The 18,227-nt window shown below is 48.4% G+C and carries 15 protein-coding genes; 10 read left to right on the plus strand and 5 right to left on the minus strand.

Features of this window, described 5'->3' with window-relative positions:
* Positions 1-74 precede the first annotated feature (74 nt).
* The 6 genes from L6H65_RS12755 to L6H65_RS12780 all read left to right on the plus strand — a co-directional run bounded on the left by L6H65_RS12755 (position 75) and on the right by L6H65_RS12780 (position 7,424).
* A complete protein-coding gene (locus tag L6H65_RS12755) occupies positions 75-1,673 on the plus strand; it encodes a methyl-accepting chemotaxis protein (RefSeq protein ID WP_236342922.1) in 1,599 nt (532 codons plus the stop codon).
* Positions 1,674-1,765: 92 nt separating this feature from the next.
* Complete coding sequence (locus tag L6H65_RS12760; RefSeq protein ID WP_236342923.1) at positions 1,766-2,200, plus strand: chemotaxis protein CheW; 435 nt, start codon at positions 1,766-1,768, stop codon at positions 2,198-2,200.
* An 8-nt stretch (positions 2,201-2,208) separates the two neighbouring features.
* Complete coding sequence (locus L6H65_RS12765) at positions 2,209-5,025, plus strand: CheR family methyltransferase (protein ID WP_236342924.1); 2,817 nt, start codon at positions 2,209-2,211, stop codon at positions 5,023-5,025.
* Positions 5,026-5,041: 16 nt separating this feature from the next.
* Positions 5,042-6,115 carry a protein-glutamate methylesterase/protein-glutamine glutaminase gene (locus L6H65_RS12770; RefSeq protein ID WP_307728342.1) on the plus strand — a complete coding sequence of 358 codons (1,074 nt, stop codon included), beginning with the start codon at positions 5,042-5,044 and terminating at the stop codon, positions 6,113-6,115.
* Positions 6,116-6,377: 262 nt separating this feature from the next.
* The gene (locus tag L6H65_RS12775; protein WP_236342926.1) at positions 6,378-7,118 is read left to right on the plus strand and encodes a Bax inhibitor-1/YccA family protein; all 741 of its coding nucleotides are present in this window, start codon (positions 6,378-6,380) and stop codon (positions 7,116-7,118) included.
* A gap of 153 nt (positions 7,119-7,271) precedes the next feature.
* Positions 7,272-7,424 (plus strand): hypothetical protein, encoded by a 153-nt coding sequence (locus L6H65_RS12780; RefSeq protein ID WP_236342927.1) that lies wholly within the window; start codon positions 7,272-7,274, stop codon positions 7,422-7,424.
* A gap of 1,073 nt (positions 7,425-8,497) precedes the next feature.
* Here the strand turns inward: L6H65_RS12780 and L6H65_RS12785 are convergent.
* Genes L6H65_RS12785 through L6H65_RS12795 form a run of 3 tightly spaced genes read right to left on the minus strand, consistent with a single transcriptional unit; the run spans position 8,498 to position 12,224 of the window.
* Positions 8,498-9,625 (minus strand): Ger(x)C family spore germination protein, encoded by a 1,128-nt coding sequence (locus L6H65_RS12785; protein ID WP_236342928.1) that lies wholly within the window; start codon positions 9,623-9,625, stop codon positions 8,498-8,500.
* On the minus strand, positions 9,625-10,722 hold the full coding sequence (locus tag L6H65_RS12790) for a GerAB/ArcD/ProY family transporter (RefSeq protein ID WP_236342929.1): 1,098 nt from the start codon (positions 10,720-10,722) through the stop codon (positions 9,625-9,627). Before L6H65_RS12790 ends, L6H65_RS12785 begins: the two co-directional genes overlap by 1 nt.
* Entirely contained in the window at positions 10,719-12,224 is a 1,506-nt protein-coding gene (locus tag L6H65_RS12795) for a spore germination protein (protein WP_236342930.1), read from the minus strand. Before L6H65_RS12795 ends, L6H65_RS12790 begins: the two co-directional genes overlap by 4 nt.
* Before the next feature lie 299 nt (positions 12,225-12,523).
* On the opposite strand from L6H65_RS12795, the gene L6H65_RS12800 reads away from it, so the two are divergent.
* On the plus strand, positions 12,524-13,888 hold the full coding sequence (locus L6H65_RS12800; RefSeq protein WP_236342931.1) for an outer membrane protein assembly factor BamB family protein: 1,365 nt from the start codon (positions 12,524-12,526) through the stop codon (positions 13,886-13,888).
* On the opposite strand, the gene brfA is transcribed toward L6H65_RS12800, so the two are convergent.
* Positions 13,863-14,093 carry a ribosome rescue factor BrfA gene (gene brfA / locus L6H65_RS12805; protein WP_236342932.1) on the minus strand — a complete coding sequence of 77 codons (231 nt, stop codon included), beginning with the start codon at positions 14,091-14,093 and terminating at the stop codon, positions 13,863-13,865. The two genes, L6H65_RS12800 and brfA, sit on opposite strands and share 26 nt — an antisense overlap.
* A 357-nt stretch (positions 14,094-14,450) precedes the next feature.
* Here brfA and lplT point away from each other — a divergent pair, with 357 nt between their 5' ends.
* The 3 genes from lplT (at position 14,451) to L6H65_RS12820 (ending at position 17,229) form a co-directional block, all read left to right on the plus strand.
* The gene (gene lplT, locus L6H65_RS12810; protein ID WP_236342933.1) at positions 14,451-15,662 is read left to right on the plus strand and encodes a lysophospholipid transporter LplT; all 1,212 of its coding nucleotides are present in this window, start codon (positions 14,451-14,453) and stop codon (positions 15,660-15,662) included.
* A gap of 37 nt (positions 15,663-15,699) precedes the next feature.
* Positions 15,700-16,269 carry a DUF2569 family protein gene (locus tag L6H65_RS12815; RefSeq protein WP_236342934.1) on the plus strand — a complete coding sequence of 190 codons (570 nt, stop codon included), beginning with the start codon at positions 15,700-15,702 and terminating at the stop codon, positions 16,267-16,269.
* Between the two features lie 99 nt (positions 16,270-16,368).
* Complete coding sequence (locus L6H65_RS12820) at positions 16,369-17,229, plus strand: metallophosphoesterase (protein WP_236342935.1); 861 nt, start codon at positions 16,369-16,371, stop codon at positions 17,227-17,229.
* Positions 17,230-17,233: 4 nt separating this feature from the next.
* Here L6H65_RS12820 and L6H65_RS12825 read toward each other — a convergent pair whose 3' ends face one another.
* Complete coding sequence (locus L6H65_RS12825) at positions 17,234-18,157, minus strand: AEC family transporter (protein WP_236342936.1); 924 nt, start codon at positions 18,155-18,157, stop codon at positions 17,234-17,236.
* Between the last annotated feature and the right edge of the window lie 70 nt (positions 18,158-18,227).

Below are 18,227 nucleotides of genomic sequence, written 5' to 3' on the forward strand. Positions count from 1 at the left end.
TTAGGGACTGAGCAGGCAAGTATTTGGCGGTACGAATGGATAATCAAACCATAACAACAACGAGGTGCTGGACAATGAAATGGTTTTATAATTTGAAGACGGTTGTGAAATTAACGCTCGCCTTCGTCATAACGGCAATCATTATGGGGTTTGTCGGGTTTTTAGGCTTGAACAATTTGGGGAGCATGAACAAATCGATTGTTGATATGTACGAAGTCAATCTCGTTCCTATTAGCAAGCTTGGCGATATTGAAACTCTATATCAGCGGATCAACGTAGAGCTCCGTGATATGAACACGATGGCAACGACAAATGCGGAGAATAAGGAATACAAGGACAAGATCGTAGGCTTTGTTCAAGAAATAGAGGCCAGCATCGATACATACAGACAGACTGTCTTGACCAAGGAGGAGGAGGAGCAACTGGCACAATTTGCCCCTCTATGGGAAGAGTACCGAACGATCTTGAATGAAGCCTTGGACAAGAATAGCTCGAACATCGGCTCTGAGCAATTTACGGAATTTCTGCTCGCAGGCGGGTTGGATGAGAGGGGCGATAAGCTGGAAGCTATTCTGGAGAAGATCATAGAGATTAATATTGAGCTGGCAGAGCATGCGCGCGGAGAATCTGAGGAGCTGTTCAACTCATCACGTTTAATTACATTCTCCGTAATCGTCGTTTCTCTTATTATCAGTCTCGGATTTGGCTACATCATCTCGCAAATGATAGCGCGTCCATTAAATCGTGTTGTGCGGCTAGTAAGCCAAGTCGCAGATGGAGATTTGAGCGAAGCGGCGGATATTCATACGAAGGATGAGATTGGCCTATTGGCAGCTTCTGTTAATAATATGGTCACCAAATTAAGAGATACTGTCGGTGAAATTCTGTCCTCCGCTGAAAGTGTATCGGCAGCCTCCGAGCAGATCTCGGCAAGCACGGAGGAGATCGCAAGCGGCAGCATGAGCCAGGCAGATGCTGCTCAAACGATGAACGAGCTGTTTAAGGAGCTGTCAATTGCCATAAACTCTGTTGCCCGCAGTGCGGAACAAGCGTCAGAGCTATCCAATAAGACGATGAGCATTGCACAGGATGGCGGCAAAGTAGTTCGTTATTCCATTGATGGCATGACTCGGGTTAATGAACAGATGGCGCGTCTTGAAGAGGATTCCAACAAGATCGGCGAGATCATTGAAGTAATCGATGATATAGCCGAACAGACGAATCTTCTCGCGCTGAATGCGGCAATTGAGGCGGCGCGTGCAGGTGATCAGGGTCGCGGGTTCGCTGTCGTTGCTGATGAAGTGAGGAAATTAGCTGAACGAAGCAGTGAAGCAACGAAGCAAATTACGAATATCATTAAAGGCATGCAGGATAATGCGGGACAGAGTGTGAAGGCAGTTGCAGAAGGGGTGTCCGCCTCACAGAAAACCGGTGAAGCATTCGAGCATATTATTACGATGGTTAATGAATCGGCTTATAAGGTAACGGAAATAGCAGCAGCAAGTGAGGAGCAGGCCGCCCAATCCTCTGAGGTGATGAGCGCGATTGAAAGCATATCCGCAGCGACCGAGGAAGCTGCGGCGAGCAGTGAGGAAACCGCCTCAACCGCCCAATCGCTGGCTCAGCTTGCAGAGGAATTGAACAACTCCGTTGCCATCTTCAAAATTCGCTAGCGGCAAAGGCTCTAGCTGAAGCAGGGGCCGGAGCTGAGTACGCAACGGGTTGTTCATTCAAGGCCACAATGAAGAGAGGCGGGAGCAGGAACATGCAGGCAACTGGGCAGGAGCAATATATCGAGTTTGCAATTGAAAAGGAACAATATGCCATCCGAATTCAAGATATTCACGAAATTATTAAGATACAGGACATAACAGCCATTCCTAACGTGACACCCTATGTGAAAGGGGTCATTAACCTTAGAGGCAAGATTGTGCCGGTTATCAGTCTGCGAAAATTGTTTGAGCTGCCGGATAAAGATCATTCCCGAACGACCCGTATCATCGTCGTTCATCATAGGGAGGATACGGTTGGCATCATTGTAGATCGAGTGAATAAGGTCGCGACATTCTCAGATATTCAATTGCCTCCAGAGCGTGTTGGGGGAGTGGACGGGAATTATTTTGTCGGGATCGGCATCACGGTGGGCGGCCTGGTCGGAATATTAAAGCTGGATGAAGTCTTGCTTCGCGAACAGGAGTGAACAGGCTGATGCTGTCTGAGTATAAAGAGATTTTCCTGGAGGAGCTCGATGAGCAGCTGCAGCTTATGGACGAAGTCATTCTGCAACTGGAGCAGGAGGAAGAAACAGAGCGTGTGGTCCAAAGCTTGTTTCGCGCCGCCCACACCTTGAAAGGCTCTTCCGCTGCAATGGGTTATGAGGATATGAAGCAATTAACGCATGAGATGGAGCATCTGCTTGATCAAGTAAGATGCCATACATTAGTTGTAACGGTTCCGCTAATCGATCTTCTCTTCAAATCGCTGGATTGTCTCAAGGAGCTGAAGAAGGATATCGTTCAGAGCGACGAGACCGTCACGGATATTTCGGCATGCGTGCAGGAGCTTCAGACCTTCGCCGCTTTATCTCATGCTGTCCAATTGAACGTCCCGCCGGCCTCGCCAGCACCCGATTGCGCTAACTATCCTGTGCTTAGTGTGGATACAACAATGAGAACACAAGAAGCCTGTGACAATGGTCTTGGAGTATATTGGATCAGCCTGAGACTGTCCAGCGAGTGTGTAATAAGAGGGGCGCGGCTCTATGTGATTCACTCCCATCTGGGCAGCTACGGAGAAGTTCTGTATTCCGAGCCGGACATGGAGATCCTTGCAGAGCAGGAGGATGTGCCGCTTGCTGTCAAATTTCTCTATGCCGGAAGTCAAGGCTTGCAGGAGCTGCAGGAGATGATTGCTTCATTAATGGATGTAGCAGAAGTCTCAGTGGAGCCTCTTCGAGTCGATACAGATACCATGATGGTCAATCAGGGAGCCGGGGTAGAAGAGAGAATGGTGAGCGAGGATCAGCCTGCGGTTAAGGGCTCCAAATCACCGACGATTCGCGTGAGCGTGGAACGACTGGATCATCTCATGAATCTGGTTGGCGAGCTTGTAATTGACCACACCCGAATCCATCAAGTGGAACGGACGCAGAGAAGCCGTCTAACCGATGAATCGGTGAACGAGCTCGGTCAAATTTCCGATCATCTCTCACGCATCATTGGTGATTTGCAGGAAAGCGTGATGAAAGCAAGGATGCTGCCGATCGAGCAGCTCTTCAACCGGTTTCCCCGCATGATTCGAGATCTGACCCGTGATCTGGGCAAGGAGCTTGAGCTTGTCATTGAAGGCAAGGATACGGAATTAGACAGAACATTAATTGAAGAGATCGCAGATCCGCTAATCCATTTGATTCGCAATGCGATCGATCACGGCATCGAGAAGCCTGAGCAGCGGCTGAAGGCTGGCAAAGCCAGCAAAGGAACGCTGCAAATAAGAGCAGCACATGAGGATAATCAAGTCGTTATCTATGTAGAAGACGATGGAGCAGGCATCGATCCGGCAAGAATGAGAAGGTCGGCATTGGAGAAAGGCATCCTTGCATCTGAAGAAGCAGAATTAATCAGCGATCGGGAAGCGATTGAGCTGATCTTCCGGCCTGGCTTCTCGACCGCAAGCATCATAAGCGATGTATCTGGGCGCGGTGTAGGAATGGACATCGTCAGAAGCCATATTGAGAAGCTGAACGGTCTGATAGACATCGACACTGTGCAAGGGCAAGGGACCCGCTTCAGAATCAGGCTTCCGTTGACGCTTGCGATTATTATCGGCTTGCTGGTGAAGCTGCAGGAACAGACCTTTATTATCCCTATGAGCAATATTGCCGAAATCGTCCGAATCCCGTACCAAGAGATACAGACTGTTCGGGGGCAATCCGTCATTTTATTGCGGAGCCAGGTGATCCCGATCATCTGGCTGCATGACCATTTCAACATTCCCAGATCCCAGCAGGCAAAGAGCCATATTCAGCTTGTAATCGTCGGTTCTGCGGAGAAAAGATTGGCGCTGGCGGTAGATGCGCTTATAGGCAATCAGGAGATTGTCATTAAGACATTGGGCTCCTATGTAGGCAAAGTAGATGGCATAGCGGGTTACTATTCTAGGCGACGGGAAAGTGGCTTTGATCCTGGAGGTGTCGGGAATTATCAATCAAGTTGGCCGGAGGTCGTAATGATGAGCAGCCCCATGGCAATGGATCAGGATTTCAATCAGTTCATCTTACTGTTCAAGCGGAAAACAGGGATAGATCTCGCTTTATATAAAGAAAACCAAATGAAACGCAGATTATTCAGCTTGAAGGATAGAAGAGGCTTCAGCACGTTTATTGATTTCTATCATGCGCTGGATAAGAATGCGGGGCTGCTGGATGAGCTGCTGGAGCATATGACGATTAATGTGTCGGAATTTTATCGGAATGCGCAGCGTTGGGAAGTGCTGGAGAAGCGAATTCTTCCCGACATTCTGCTGAGAAACAGGAGATTGAAATGCTGGAGCGCCGCCTGCTCGACAGGCGAGGAGCCATACAGCTTGGTGCTGCTGCTCTCCGGGCATCTGGATCTGAAGGAAATTAGCGTGCTTGCAACCGATATCGATCAAAGTGTAATTGAGAAGGCGAAGGAAGGCTGCTATTCAGCAGATGCTGTCAAGGAAGTGCCCACGCCGTATCTCAACAAATATTTCAAAAAGGCTCATAACGGTCGATATACGATTGCCGGAGAGATTAGAAGCTGCGTTCGATTCAAGCGGCATAATTTGCTGGCAGACACTTATGAGAAGAATCTCGATCTGATTATTTGCCGGAATGTCCTGATCTACTTTACGGATGAAGCGAAGGAGGGCTTGTTTGAGAAATTTAGCCAGTCGCTGAAAAAGGGCGGTTATTTGTTCATTGGAGGCAGCGAGCAAATCTTCCAACCGCAGAGATACGATCTGGAGCCAATAGACACTTTTTTCTATAGAAAAAGGTAGAGGAAGTGATGCTGTGATGAAAATAAAGGTGCTCGTCGTGGACGATTCGATGTTTATGCGCAAGCTGATCACACGTCTGATTGAAGAAGACGCTGCATTGCAGGTAATAGGAACGGCGCGCAATGGCATGGAGGCTGTGAGCTTGGTCAAGGAGCTCAAGCCGGATGTTGTCACCTTAGACATTGAAATGCCGGAAATGGACGGGCTGGCAGCTCTGGAGAAAATAATGGCAATGCGTCCGACTCCTGTTCTTATGCTGAGCTCGCTGACACAGGAAGGGGCGCATGCCACGATTACAGCTCTGCAGCACGGAGCCGTTGATTTCATCTCTAAGCCGTCGGGCTCGATTTCAACCGATTTGTTCAAGGTAAAGGAGGAGCTTCTGTCCAAGATCAAGCTGGCTGCGAAGGTTCCGGCAAGAGCCCTTGTATCAGGCAATACAATCGCTCCCAAAGCATCGCTGGTGCAGAAGAAAAACATCGCAGTATCTTTGCAGGGAAAGGAATTCGAGCAGATTGTGGCCATAGGAACTTCCACGGGAGGTCCGAAGGCTCTGGAGACTGTTCTTACTGCCTTGCCGGAGAGCTTTCCCTATCCCTTGCTGCTGGTCCAGCATATGCCGCCCAAGTTTACGGCATCATTAGCGGCAAGATTGAACAGCATCTCCAGTATTCGAGTAGTGGAAGCATCGGATAACGAGCTCATAATCGGAGGAACAGCCTATATTGCGCCCGGCAATTATCATATGGCGGCAGTCCAGAGGAACGGGGAATTCAGAATTCAGCTGCATCAATCACCCCCAAGGAATAGCCATAGACCTTCAGCTGATGTGCTGTTTGAATCTGTAGCGCAATTGAAACACCTCAAAAAACACTACATCCTCATGACCGGGATGGGGAGCGACGGAGCGCAGGGCATGTTGGCAGCCAAACAAGCAGGAGCGCGATCCACGATCGCTGAAGCCAAGGAATCCTGTGTCGTTTACGGGATGCCAAGATCAGCGATTGAGCTGAATTGTGTGGACTATATCGTTCCCTTGCACCTGATTGCGTCCAAAATATTAGAGGTTACAGCGCTCGCAAAACGTTAACCTGCATGCTCAGTTGTGAGGCATGAATGCTCGACAGTATGGCATGACTGCTCGGCAGTATGGCATGACTGCTCGACAGAATGGTGTGACTGATCGCTAGTATGGCATATGTGCTTTATAGTATGGCGTTATTGATCGACAATTTGGCGTGCATCACGATAATATTGTCTGGCTGCTCGATAATTTTGTGCGTGGAGTTTTATGGTAGTCATCTCTAGCATATGCTACAATCGAGACAAAATATTATTGGGGTGATCATTCGTTGATAGGTCGCAGCGGCAATCCAACGTTAAGAGAAAATACGTTTAGAAATGCAGGGAATTATCCCTTCCAGGATGCAATGACGATTAATGGAACGGTGAACAAAACCTTCATTATGCTGGCATTGCTGATGGGAGGCGCATTTTCCGCCTGGTCGATGTACAATAATGGACAGAATGTGGTTCCTTATGCCATTGGCGGTGCGATCCTCGGATTCATTCTGGCATTGATTATCAGCTTCGTGCCTAAGGTTTCTCCATACTTGGTTCCGGTGTATGCCATTTGCGAGGGGCTTTTCCTTGGTGCGCTGTCTGCCAATTATGAATCGCTTTATGAAGGAATTACATTGCAGGCTGCGCTAATTACGATAGGTGTATTCATCGCGCTGCTATTGGCTTACAAAACAAGGCTCATAAGAGCGACGGAAAACTTCAAGCTAGGAGTATTCGCAGCTACGGGCGGGGTCGCGCTTGTTTATCTGCTGAGCTTTGTACTGAGAATGTTTGGCGTTCAGGTTCCGTTCCTCCACGACAACAGCTTGATTGGCATCGGGATTTCAATCGTCATCATAATAATCGCAGCGTTGAATCTCGTTCTGGATTTCGATTTCATTGAGACAGGCGCGCAGCAGGGTGCTCCGAAATATATGGAGTGGTACGGCGCATTCGGTCTTATGGTCACACTGGTATGGCTATATATCGAGATATTGCGGCTTCTATCCAAGCTTCGCAGTCGAAACTAGCCGCTGCCAGCGCTGGAATTATAGGAAGCAAGCACAAGGCCATCCTCTTATGGGGATGGCCTTGCTGCTTGTTAATTTCAATCCTTTAAGGGCAACCTATATCTGCTTCAATTCACAAGAAGAGGATACATTGGATGCTAAGGAGGGTAGCAAATGGCGCGCAACAAACACAAAAACCGATCCATTCAAGCAGATTCAGTAGCGATGCAGGAACGGTCAAGACAAGCGGAGAATAATGTGGCGGCTTCCACTGATGATAACCGCAATCAGAAGGGCCACGTCCCCAATAGTCCATCTACGGGTTAATCGGCTAATCGTGGAACAAGAGGTGTAGTAAGAGGTGTAGTAAGAGGGTTCGAGAAGTTCGAGAAGAGCAATGGGGGGCTGTCCCCATGCAGATTTTATCATGAGGGACAGCATCTTCAAAGTTACAGCTGATGTACTCACTCCTCCTTCGAACAGCATTCATCTCTGCGTAATTACAGGTGGTGAGGAAGTCCATCGGACCGTTCATGAACCATTTATGTGACAGCACTCCTCACCTTTTAGAAAATAGGATGAAGAGTAACTCAAACACGATTTTATCTTACGCCACCTGTTGACTGCTCTCATGGTTGCTCTCTTATTGATCCTAATTCCCCCTTACGCCTCAGCAAACTAATCGCGCTTGCTTGCTGTAAGACGGCAAAAACCGCGCTATTACTCCTGATTTGCCTTGTCAGGCGCACCCAGTACGCACCCAGTACGCACCCAGTACGCACCCAGTACGCACCCAGTACGGCTGTAAAGCGGAAAAACACGCTTACAGCGCAACAAACTAATTCCACGCTCGCTGTAAGACGGTAAAACCGCGCTATTGCTGCTGATTCGCCTTGTCAGGCACACCTAGCGCGGCTGTAAAGCGGAAAAACACGCTTACAGAGCAACAAACTAATTCCACGCTCGCTGTAAGACGATAAAACCGCGCTATTGCTCCGGATTTGCCTTGTCAGGCACACCTAGCGCGGCTGTAAAGCGGAAAAACACGCTTACAGAGCGACAAACTAATTCCACGCTCGCTGTAAGACGATAAAACCGTGCTATTGCTCCTGATCCGCCTTTTCAGTTGCATCCAGCGCGGCTATAAAGCGGGAAACAGAGAAATTCCCGCCGACAGCGACATGTTGAGTCGATGGACTGCTTACAGATCAATAAGACGGCTCGGGATGCCGACTCTCGGTAGAAAAGAGGAATTTCTACTGAATGTACCGATATTGTTGAGTATGAATGAACGCTGAATGACGCGCATCATAGAGTGAGTTGGATGTTGCAACGCCACACCGCTCGCGAATGAGCGGCGCAGGGTGCGGATATGCCTGTGATTGTAGCTGTAGCAGAGCTTATTTTATCGGACCAATGGAGTTAATAGTGAATTCGACGGTAACGTGAAACGAAGCATCAGCTATTGCATCCGTCCAATGGTCCTGCACTTTTTTATATTGTTGATATTGGTAAGCTCGTGCATTCAGGCCAAATCCGACAGGGTCGATTTTGTGGCTTTGGAATTTCTTGAGCATGGCTTCAGTTTGCAATTTCACTTGCTCGGCTATGATTGGCTCCAATTTTTTGTAGTCCTGCTGTATTGTAAGGGGAAACAGGATTTCTGTTAAGGCAGCCGCTATTTTGAGCTTAATATCGAACTGGAAGCGGGAGCGCTTATACGAAGTTTTAATTTTCGTTGCTAATTTTTGAGCTGTGAAGCTGATCATATCGGTATGGAATGGGCCAGTCTGAGGCTTGCCCGGTATAGCATAGGACAGGCTGACACCTGACCTGGCATTGTTCTGAAGAATATTAAGCAGTATGGATTCCTGATATCCGAGAGAAGCAGCGAATTTCCCGCCTTTATGAAGCAGTGTCGTTCCTGTTACTAGAACGCTGTTATCCTTTACTTTCACTTGGGAGATGCTGGGTGTCATTCCTTTCTCATAATATTGCCTGCGAAGCTCTTGCGCGGTTGTGCTGACAGTTTCTGAGGAACCGCTTGATGTATTAATCATCCCACGGAGCAGGATCGGCAGCATCGGCTGATCAGGAGGATTCAGCAGCATGATTTCCGAGACAGACCCCTCTACGGCGATTACACGATCCGTCACTGTATTCCTCGCATCACGAAATATAATATCCAGCATCGTAATCCAGTCCTCATGCTGCAGTATTCGCTTGCCGACCAATAGCACCTGATAATTTCTTCCCTGGGCGGAGCCGGGAGATTGAGCATTCTGCAGCGCTCTCGACTGACGGAGTGTTCGTGCAGTTCCGCTTATTTCTAGGCTCTTCTTTTTAATATTTTTACTGAATATTGGGGTTGAAGTGTAGAACTCGAATTGATTATCCTCATTAAGATCCAAGCCAATAGCAAGAGGAGTAGAGGCATCCTCAAGGTTCAATTGATCCTGGCAGCTAGTAGTCGTGGTTAGACAGACAAGGACAACAATTGTCAGTGCTGACAGCAGTCTCTGTTTCATCAGCAGTTTCTCCTTCGCAATCGGTTATACAGCACGATGAAGGAAAGCAGGATTAACGGGAATATGTATTCTACACTCAAGCCAAAGCCGATTAGTATTTTCTCCATCATTAAGTTCTGATACAAGGTCGGTGTATAGAAATAGGTGGCTAGAGCAATGAGGATGCAAAGAATCTGCAGCTGGCCGCGAATATCTTTTCTTGCGAACAACCAGCTTGAGCAAAAGGTGGCCAGATACATGGTTGGTATCCACACCAGAGAGAAGATTGTTAAGTAGAAAGCGATGAAAGGGACCTCAATCCGTTCGATGAATCTGAATTCAATCGATTTCAATACACTGATGACGGGATTGTTATACTCCGCGATCTCATCCGGGCTGTAATAGACAAGGCAGATGAGGGTCATAAACAAATAGGTAAGCATTGTCAGTGAGCTGGAGGCTATAACAGCCGCCGTCGCCTTTTCCTTATGCTTTAAGTAAGGATAAAGGACGAACGTAGCCGCCATCCCTAGCGTTGGATAGATCATCTCCTTGGCTCCTGTCAATATCGGCTGCCAGCCATCCTTCACAACAGGAAGCAGATGAATGAAGTGTGCTTGCTTCAGCGGCAGCAGGTAGACAAGCGGAATCCACAACGAGAGGTAGACAATAAGCTCGCAGTATCTGCCCACGATGCGAGGGCCATGACGGGCGATCATATAAGTGGGCAGAAGGAGCAGAACCGTAATCACATAAGCCGGTGTATTTGGCAGCAGCCATGTCTTTGTAATAAGCACTGATTTGGTAAGTCCATCGTAGAGAAGGACGCAGAAGTAGAGCGTGAGCAGGAGAGCAATGGTTTTGCCCGCCCATACTCCCAGCACCTCGGCTGCCCAATCAGGTAAACTGCCGCGGGGACTATTCTTCATAATTTGAACAATGATTAGACTTGCTAACATACTGACTAACCACCAGACTAGGATGGAAATCCAACCATCTGTTCCAGCTGTTTCGGCTAGCTTTCTGGGCAGCGACAGAACAGCGACTCCGACCTGAACGCCAGTTAGGAGAAAGATATATTGAAGTGAAGTAATTTCATGCCCGGGATGAACCTTCATTCCTCCTCCCCCTTAAAGCGGCTATTCCCTTGTCTCTTGCTCTGAAGCGCTGAAGTGCTGATAGGCCGCTTGTTCATGAGCCACAGAGGTACTCGAACCAGTGTATCCTTCAAATCTGCGAACCGCATAGGCGCTAAGGGGATGCCATACGGCATGCCTAATGATCGGAGCGCAATAATCTGCTCAATCATCAGCATGAATCCGATGATGATACCGACAAACCCGAATAGGGAAGCGAGAATCATCAGAATAAACCGAAGGAGACGGACAGCTGCGACCATGTCGTAATTGGGCAGAATGAACGAGGAGATGCCAGTGAAAGCAACCACCACCACCATTACGTTGCTGATGAGACCAGCTTGAACGACCGCTTGGCCGATAACGATGCCTCCAACAATACCGACCGTTTGACCGACGGGAGCAGGGAGCCGAACACCGGCTTCACGCAGTATCTCCAGTGTAATCTCCATAAGAACAGCCTCGACAAAAGGCGGCAGCGGCACTCTGCCTCTGGACTCCCCGAGCGTAATCAGCAGCTTCATTGGAATAATCTCGAAATGATAGGAGACAACGGCGATATACAGAGCGGGAAGAAAGGCAGCGATGAAAAACGCCGCAATACGCAGCATGCGCAGAAAGGTAGCGATGGACCAGCGGGTACTATAATCGTCGATACTTTGGAAGAAGGCCATAAAATTGACGGGAGCGATAAGCACGCTTGGCGAGCGGTCCACGACAACAGCGCATCTGCCCTGCAAAATTTGCGAAGCAGCAGCGTCGGGACGTTCGGTAGAAATTAATTGCGGGAAGAGGGAGTAAGGATTATCTTCGATGAACTCCACGAGCTCACCTGTATTAATAATGACATCGACGTTGATCGCCTTGATTCTATCCTCAAGCAGCTGAATGAATTCCGTATTCGTGACATCCTCCAAATATAGAATAGACACGGATGCAGGGCCGCGTTTACCCACTGCAAGCTGCTTGATCTTGAGCTCGCGGTTGGGGATATAACGACGGATTAAGGCGATGTTCTGTGAGCCTGTCTCCAGAAACCCTTGATGAGCGCCTTTCAAGGACGGCTCAAGCTGGGGGTCCTCAATAGCGCGCTGCGGCCAGCCCTTTGTATCGAGCGCATACGCTTCTTTTCTCCTGTCGACGAATAGAACGCTGTCCCCGTTAAGGATCGCTTCTATTACTTTGGCCCATGTTGTGTAAGGCACGATATGGCCGACTGTCATAAACAGCTCGCTGCCGGGATCGCCGCCTCCCTTTTCGAATTGAAGCGGATATAACACATCATTATTGATGGAGTTCTTATCTGTTAACCCGTCAAGGTAGGCTAGAACAGCCTTCTCGCCTGTCTGCACAATCGACAGCTTACGAATGATCAGGTCAGGGGTATCTGTGAACAATTGCTGGAGATGCTGAATAATATCAGGAATATGCTCTTCCAAATCGGGCTCATGCTCGGTCGATTGGTGATTATGCGGCAGTTTCATTATCCGTTGCCATCCTTCCCATTGATGTGCATATGGTTTCCGATGGAATAGATGTCTATTCATTACATATTGTTGTTGTACTCCATTAGCCAGCAATCCCGAAATTGCCACTCGTTCCATAAGTATCACTTGCATATCCTCCTGCAGTTAGATGCTTCCAATTGAAAATACGCTAGCAGATTGCATGTGATTCTACCAGATTAATTTGGCTAAGCAACATTAATCTTCCTTCCATCGTCAGTAGTAAGGTGAGTGGAGTTATAACTCTAATAGAATGGCGAACGGGAGAGTGAATGGGAATGGTAAATAACGAAACTAAGAAAAAGAAAAAATATATTCTCCGCAGCGGCATGGCTGTCGTCCTTGCTGCCGGGATCGGCTTGTCCACGATACCTTCGGCAGTATCAGCTGAGCAATCCATTGTATCGGTCCACAATTGGAGCCAGCCGCAATTGAAGGCGCCGATTGTGAAGCCTGCTTGGACACTGAAGGTGGACAGCGACAACGGATGGGACAAGTCCCTGCACGGCCAAGCGAAGGCTGAGGACGGCAAAGTGTTTGCATTTGCAGGCGGCAAGCTGGTTGCAGTCGATGCGGCAAGCGGGAAGAAGCTTTGGTCCTACGGAAACGGGAACAATCTTATGCCTAATATGAGGTATTATAATGGCGCAATAATCGGGCTAACCAAGGAGGGAAAAGCATACTCGCTCAATGCCAAGAACGGCAAGCAGCAATGGATATCTTCCACTGCCTATGGCGTAGTTGACTCTATTGTGCCGATCGGGGATAAGGCTTATTTAATGCAGAGCAGCAGCAAAATGACTGCCTTGGAGCTGGGCTCAGGAAAGTATCTCTGGACAGCGGAGGAGCCGAATTCCACGGGGGGCAGCGACAGTCTTATGGTGGCGGATGGTGTTGTCATTCGTTCGTTTATCGTGCAAGGGGCATTGTCGTCCGTCCAAATCGACGGTTTTGATGACAAAACCGGCAAGAAGCTGTGGGGGCACTTCCGTCAGAATATGCCGTTATTAATTAAGGATGGACTGCTCTATTCCGTCAATGACCCGTATCCGTTCGCAGATGATACGGCAGATCGCAGTGTCAAGATTAGCATAATGAATGTAAAGACAGGTGCTGTGAAGGGTGAACGCGTGTACAGCTGGAAACTTCCGGGCGAGCCGCCATATACCCAATCGTCTGGTATAAACGGGAATGCATTTCTTGACGGCGACGATCTGTATGTTTTTCAAGGAATGGTCATTGCCAAGTATGACTTTGCCAATTATAAGCTCGGAGCCGCTCCCGTGAAGAAGTACAATGCACCCTACGGAGATCTTGTTTCACTGGGCCGCATTCATCAAGGACGGATGCTGTTCCAGAATTACAACAATGGCAATCTGATCGGCATGAAGCTGGAGAATGGTCAGGCAGTGGGTTGGGCTGGTGATAATCCTGTGAATCAGATCGATATTTACGGAAGTACGATCTATACAGGGCAATCCGATGGCATGTTCCATGCATTCGATGTGCAGAGTACGAAAGCGTTGTTCAGTGTAAAGACCGATACGCGGAACTATGGCCCAACGTTGAAAACCGGCGGCAATCTTATCATTCAAGCAGAGGGCAAGCTGATCGGCATCAAGCTGCCGGCAGCATTGAAATAATACCATACAAAAAAGTGGAGTCCTCGTTGTATCTGACAGGGCTCCACTTTTTCTTATGTTTGTGCTTATTTAATTTCTCCTGTAGCGTTGGTGTTCTGCGTGTAACGGGATGAACACCCTGCCATTCGTTGCGGTGGATTGACGGGTCGAGCTTCCCGTTACGTATTGACTTTAACCGCTTCTTCTTCGCGTTGCTTGCAGCCATGGGGCATGCCTCCTCAAATTCGATCTGTGCTTCCCTTTCATTATAACGGATTTCAAAGCCGGTTGACACCCGCAACCGACACAGATTATTCACTTCCTGTAGAAAAAGTTCTTTCAGTCTCTGCGAGGTTCGGTATATGATAAAGAGAATGGCTATTTAGTTGAACGAGAGAGGGAACAACAGAGTGGAGCAGGGGGAATGATTCTGGAGAAGCGTCAGCGCTCGCCTTTGTTCCCGGAATTCCACCATAAACAATCTCAATTCAAGAATTCCGGGAACAACAGCGATCGTAAGAACATTCCCCTGGCGCAGCCGCATGTTTGTTCAAGAGAGAGAGAGAGAGAGAGGATGGGTCCCTTGACAGGTTTGAAGAAAATGTTTTCACCGCTCAATACGGTGGTGATTACACAATTTCTAAGTGCATTTGCCGATAATCTGAATTTTTTTCTTATCGTAGGAATCGTGAACCGGCAGGGAGTAGAGAATCCAGATGGCATGGTAGCCTATATCCAGATGGCGGTTCTATGCGCATATGTTGTTCTGGCTCCGATTGTAGGCGCTCTGGCCGATAAGAAAGCCAAATCCCACATTTTGCTATTAGGCAATTTGCTGAAGGCTGTGGGGATTGGGATGCTGCTGCTGGGCTTGCCGCCAGCGCTCTGCTATTTGTTCGTCGGTATCGGCGCGGTCGTATATTCACCTGGCAAGTACGGAATATTGAGCGAGCTTACCTCCTCGGAGAAGGAACTGCTCAGTGCGAACGCCAAAGTAGAAGGTTCAACTATTCTAGCTATACTGCTAGGTACAGTGAGCGGCGGATTTCTGGCGCAAAACTCTGACATGCCGGCCATATTGGCTTGTCTTGGCATCTACCTGTTGTCGCTGTTCATGACTTTTATGATTCCTGCGCAAGCTGGCAATGCTTCGCTGCGTTATGGCAAGGAGGCGCTTCAATTTTTGCGGGATACCGCAATATTGTACCGCAATCCGCGAAGCCGATTCTCGCTTATTGGCACGGGCGCATTCTGGCTGACTGCTGCTGTTCTGCGCATCGCCCTCATCGCATGGCTGCCGCTTAATTTGGGCATAACAGATACCGATGAGCAATCTATGATCATAGGCATTACTGCTCTTGGAGTAGTGGCCAGCGCTTTCGTCACCTCTCGCTGGGTTCCTGCTGGCAAGCTGCACCGTGGATTCTACTATGGTCTGCTCATGGTGACTACTGTTATGATTGCTGCGTTTACTTACGAGCTGTGGATCACGGTAACGCTGCTCTTCTTCACGGGCTTGTTCGGCGGCGTATTCGTTATTCCGCTCAATACGATGCTGCAGGAGGAAGGGAAGAATCTGATCGGTTCCGGCAAAACAATCGCGATTCAGAATTTTACGGAGAATGTATTGACCGTAACCGGATTGTTCATCTACTTAACGCTGAGTGAGATGAAGGTTTCTGTCAACGGTTCTGTTGTTGGAATCGGGCTTATACTACTGTTGTTTATTGCTTATCTGGCGACACAGCTTGGCAAAGTGAGAGAGAATCGTCAGACTGAGCAATCCAAATCATAAATGAAATGAACATGTGAGAGGGGATAATAGACACCAAATGGATATTACCAAGCAACCAGACAAGACGGAGGAGCCAGCCTCCCAGCTTGAGGAGCAATCCGATTCCCAAACAGATTCTCAATCTGAAGAGAAGGATTTTTACTATAAGCATCTTCATCTAAAGGGTCTGGGCGGATGGCTGATCATTGTACATATCAGCATGTGGCTGTTTCTACTAAATGCGTGTGTGAATGTTGTATTCGTGACACTTCCGAAAATTCTTCAGTTTTCGAAATATACAGATCCCGCTTCATCTATGTACGATGTCAAGTGGAGCTTTCTCATTCCACTTCAGTTTATCGGGAATTTGCTAATCGTCCTGACGCTTCTCATCCTGCTATTCAAATTCGTAAGCAGAAGCAGCACCTTCCCCAAATGGTTCATTAGCTTCAATATCGGGCTTACCGCTTTTTACATTCTGGATTTTGCCATCAATCTGTTCTTTCCAATGAATGATGAGAATCTTTTCATTTACATCAGCGCTGTGATGAGACAAGGCTTGCTGTGCTTGCTGTGGATCGGGTACATGCTTCGTTCGAAGCGTGTGAAGGTAACCTTTAGATGGTAAGAAGAGCGGAAGCTCTTCTTTTTTTTGAGCTGGCTATCATTATAGAAGCCGAATGAGACGTCAGCTCGTTATAGAAGCAAGCGGATGGAGGTGCGCAATTTGCAATTGGAACATAAACATCGAATGACCCGGCGAGCATTTCTGAAGAAATTGATTGGCGGCGGAATGGCCGCTGCGGTCGGAACGCCCATGTACGCCTATTATTTGGAACGGAGCTGGATCGAAATACGGGAGATCGAAGCCGCTGTTCTGCCTGTACAGACACATTCTTCATATAAAGGAACGCGAATCGTACACTTCAGTGATGTGCACTTCGGCTATCATTACGACGCGGATAATATGGCTGCAGCGGTCTCGCATATCGAGCAACTGAAGCCGGATATGATCTGCTTCACAGGCGATTTCATAGATCAGCGTCCAGATGGGATAGAGGCCTGCATCGCTATGATGAGAGGCTTGAAGGCTCCTCTTGGCAAGTACGCGGTGCTGGGCAATCATGATTATTATCATGATGCGCCTACTGTAAAGCGATTCTGGGAAGCCGCCGAATTCGAGCTGCTGGAGAACAGGCATGCTTTTGTAGAAAGGAAAGGCCAACGTCTCTATATTGCAGGGGTGGATGATACGATCTACGGAAAGCCCGATTTGAAGAAAGCGCTGAATGGGGTCGCCACAGAGAGTGCTGTTATTCTGCTGGCGCATGAGCCTGATTATGCCGATACAGCTGCCAGCCTGCCGCAGATCAAGCTGCAGCTGTCCGGTCATAGTCATGGCGGGCAGATTCGACTGCCGATTGTGGGGCATCTGATCGCTCCGCCGCAGGGAAGGAAATATGTGAGCGGCTTGTATCAGATAGCGGATTCTGAGCTTCAGGTGTATACGAATCGAGGCATCGGTACGACAATTTTGCCCTTTCGCTTGTTTTGCCGCCCGGAAATTACTGTTATCGAGCTTCAATAAGTCACTATTGGGTCCCAGCAACCAGAAATGGAAGTATAATAAATGATGCCAGTGTAGTCCAAAGGATACATTTCGATACTAGTTTGGGAGAAGCATTGAATCGTTCCGCAAGCACAACTGCATTGACAGCGACTGGCATGGACGCAAGAATGAGAAGGACTGTGAATAGTGTGCCGTCAATTTGCAGGACATACAATACGAGGCACGCGATAATCGGCGACAATAGCATTCGAACGGACATTCCTGCCCAGAAAGCAGACTGCATGCCCCGATTCCATTCACTTTGGCCCACTTTGACCATCTGGGCGCCTAATATCGCCAATACCACTGGCGGATAGGCGCCTGCAACCATAGCGATCCCCGTATGTATACCCTCCGGTATAACCAAATCAAACACACGAAGCAGCATGGCGACCAGCGCCGCGTATATAGCAGGAAGCTTGAAAACCGACCGGAGAGCATTCTTCACTGAGAACTCGGATCTGGCGGCAAAATAGACACCGACTGTGTTGACAATAATCATTTGCCCAATGACATATACAGAGGCTGTATCTAATCCTGCCCGTCCGAAAGCAAGCAGGACTAGCGGAAGACCGTAATTGACACTGTTGGTAAAGGTCGATATTAGAGTAAGGCCGGCAGCCTCAGGAGAACGCAGCTTCAAGAGCTTGGCGAGAACGGTCGCGACAGCCCATAGCAGCGCCAGATTAAGCAGAGAGAAAGAGATCGTCGCATAAACGTCCTCTGTCGATATTCGGGCGGTATACAGCGTCTCCAAAATAATGGCCGGAGTTAAAAAGTAAAGATATAGAATAGATAGCGGCCCCGTATCCAGCTTCCTATAATACCCCAGCAAAGCCCCGGCAATGACAGGTATAGAAAGTGGAACTATGACCTGAAATAAGGTGGAAATAACCGTTTGCAGCATCGTCAGAACCCCTTTCCACAATTTTATCCTTACTATAATCCCCATTTTCATGACGGTCCAAGATAAATAA

Source organism: Paenibacillus plantiphilus (assembly GCF_927798095.1).
In the GTDB taxonomy this organism is placed as follows: domain Bacteria; phylum Bacillota; class Bacilli; order Paenibacillales; family Paenibacillaceae; genus Paenibacillus_Z; species Paenibacillus_Z plantiphilus.

Bases quoted from the DNA above. Each gene is read 5' to 3' on its own strand.
- L6H65_RS12755 (WP_236342922.1), top strand. From the start codon at position 75: ATGAAATGGTTTTATAATTTGAAGACGGTTGTGAAATTAACGCTCGCC.
- L6H65_RS12760 (WP_236342923.1), top strand. From the start codon at position 1,766: ATGCAGGCAACTGGGCAGGAGCAATATATCGAGTTTGCAATTGAAAAG.
- L6H65_RS12765 (WP_236342924.1), top strand. From the start codon at position 2,209: ATGCTGTCTGAGTATAAAGAGATTTTCCTGGAGGAGCTCGATGAGCAG.
- L6H65_RS12770 (WP_307728342.1), top strand. From the start codon at position 5,042: ATGAAAATAAAGGTGCTCGTCGTGGACGATTCGATGTTTATGCGCAAG.
- L6H65_RS12780 (WP_236342927.1), top strand. From the start codon at position 7,272: ATGGCGCGCAACAAACACAAAAACCGATCCATTCAAGCAGATTCAGTA.
- L6H65_RS12785 (WP_236342928.1), bottom strand. From the start codon at position 9,625: ATGAAACAGAGACTGCTGTCAGCACTGACAATTGTTGTCCTTGTCTGT.
- L6H65_RS12790 (WP_236342929.1), bottom strand. From the start codon at position 10,722: ATGAAGGTTCATCCCGGGCATGAAATTACTTCACTTCAATATATCTTT.
- L6H65_RS12795 (WP_236342930.1), bottom strand. From the start codon at position 12,224: ATGAAACTGCCGCATAATCACCAATCGACCGAGCATGAGCCCGATTTG.
- L6H65_RS12800 (WP_236342931.1), top strand. From the start codon at position 12,524: ATGGTAAATAACGAAACTAAGAAAAAGAAAAAATATATTCTCCGCAGC.
- brfA (WP_236342932.1), bottom strand. From the start codon at position 14,093: ATGGCTGCAAGCAACGCGAAGAAGAAGCGGTTAAAGTCAATACGTAAC.
- L6H65_RS12815 (WP_236342934.1), top strand. From the start codon at position 15,700: ATGGATATTACCAAGCAACCAGACAAGACGGAGGAGCCAGCCTCCCAG.
- L6H65_RS12825 (WP_236342936.1), bottom strand. From the start codon at position 18,157: ATGCTGCAAACGGTTATTTCCACCTTATTTCAGGTCATAGTTCCACTT.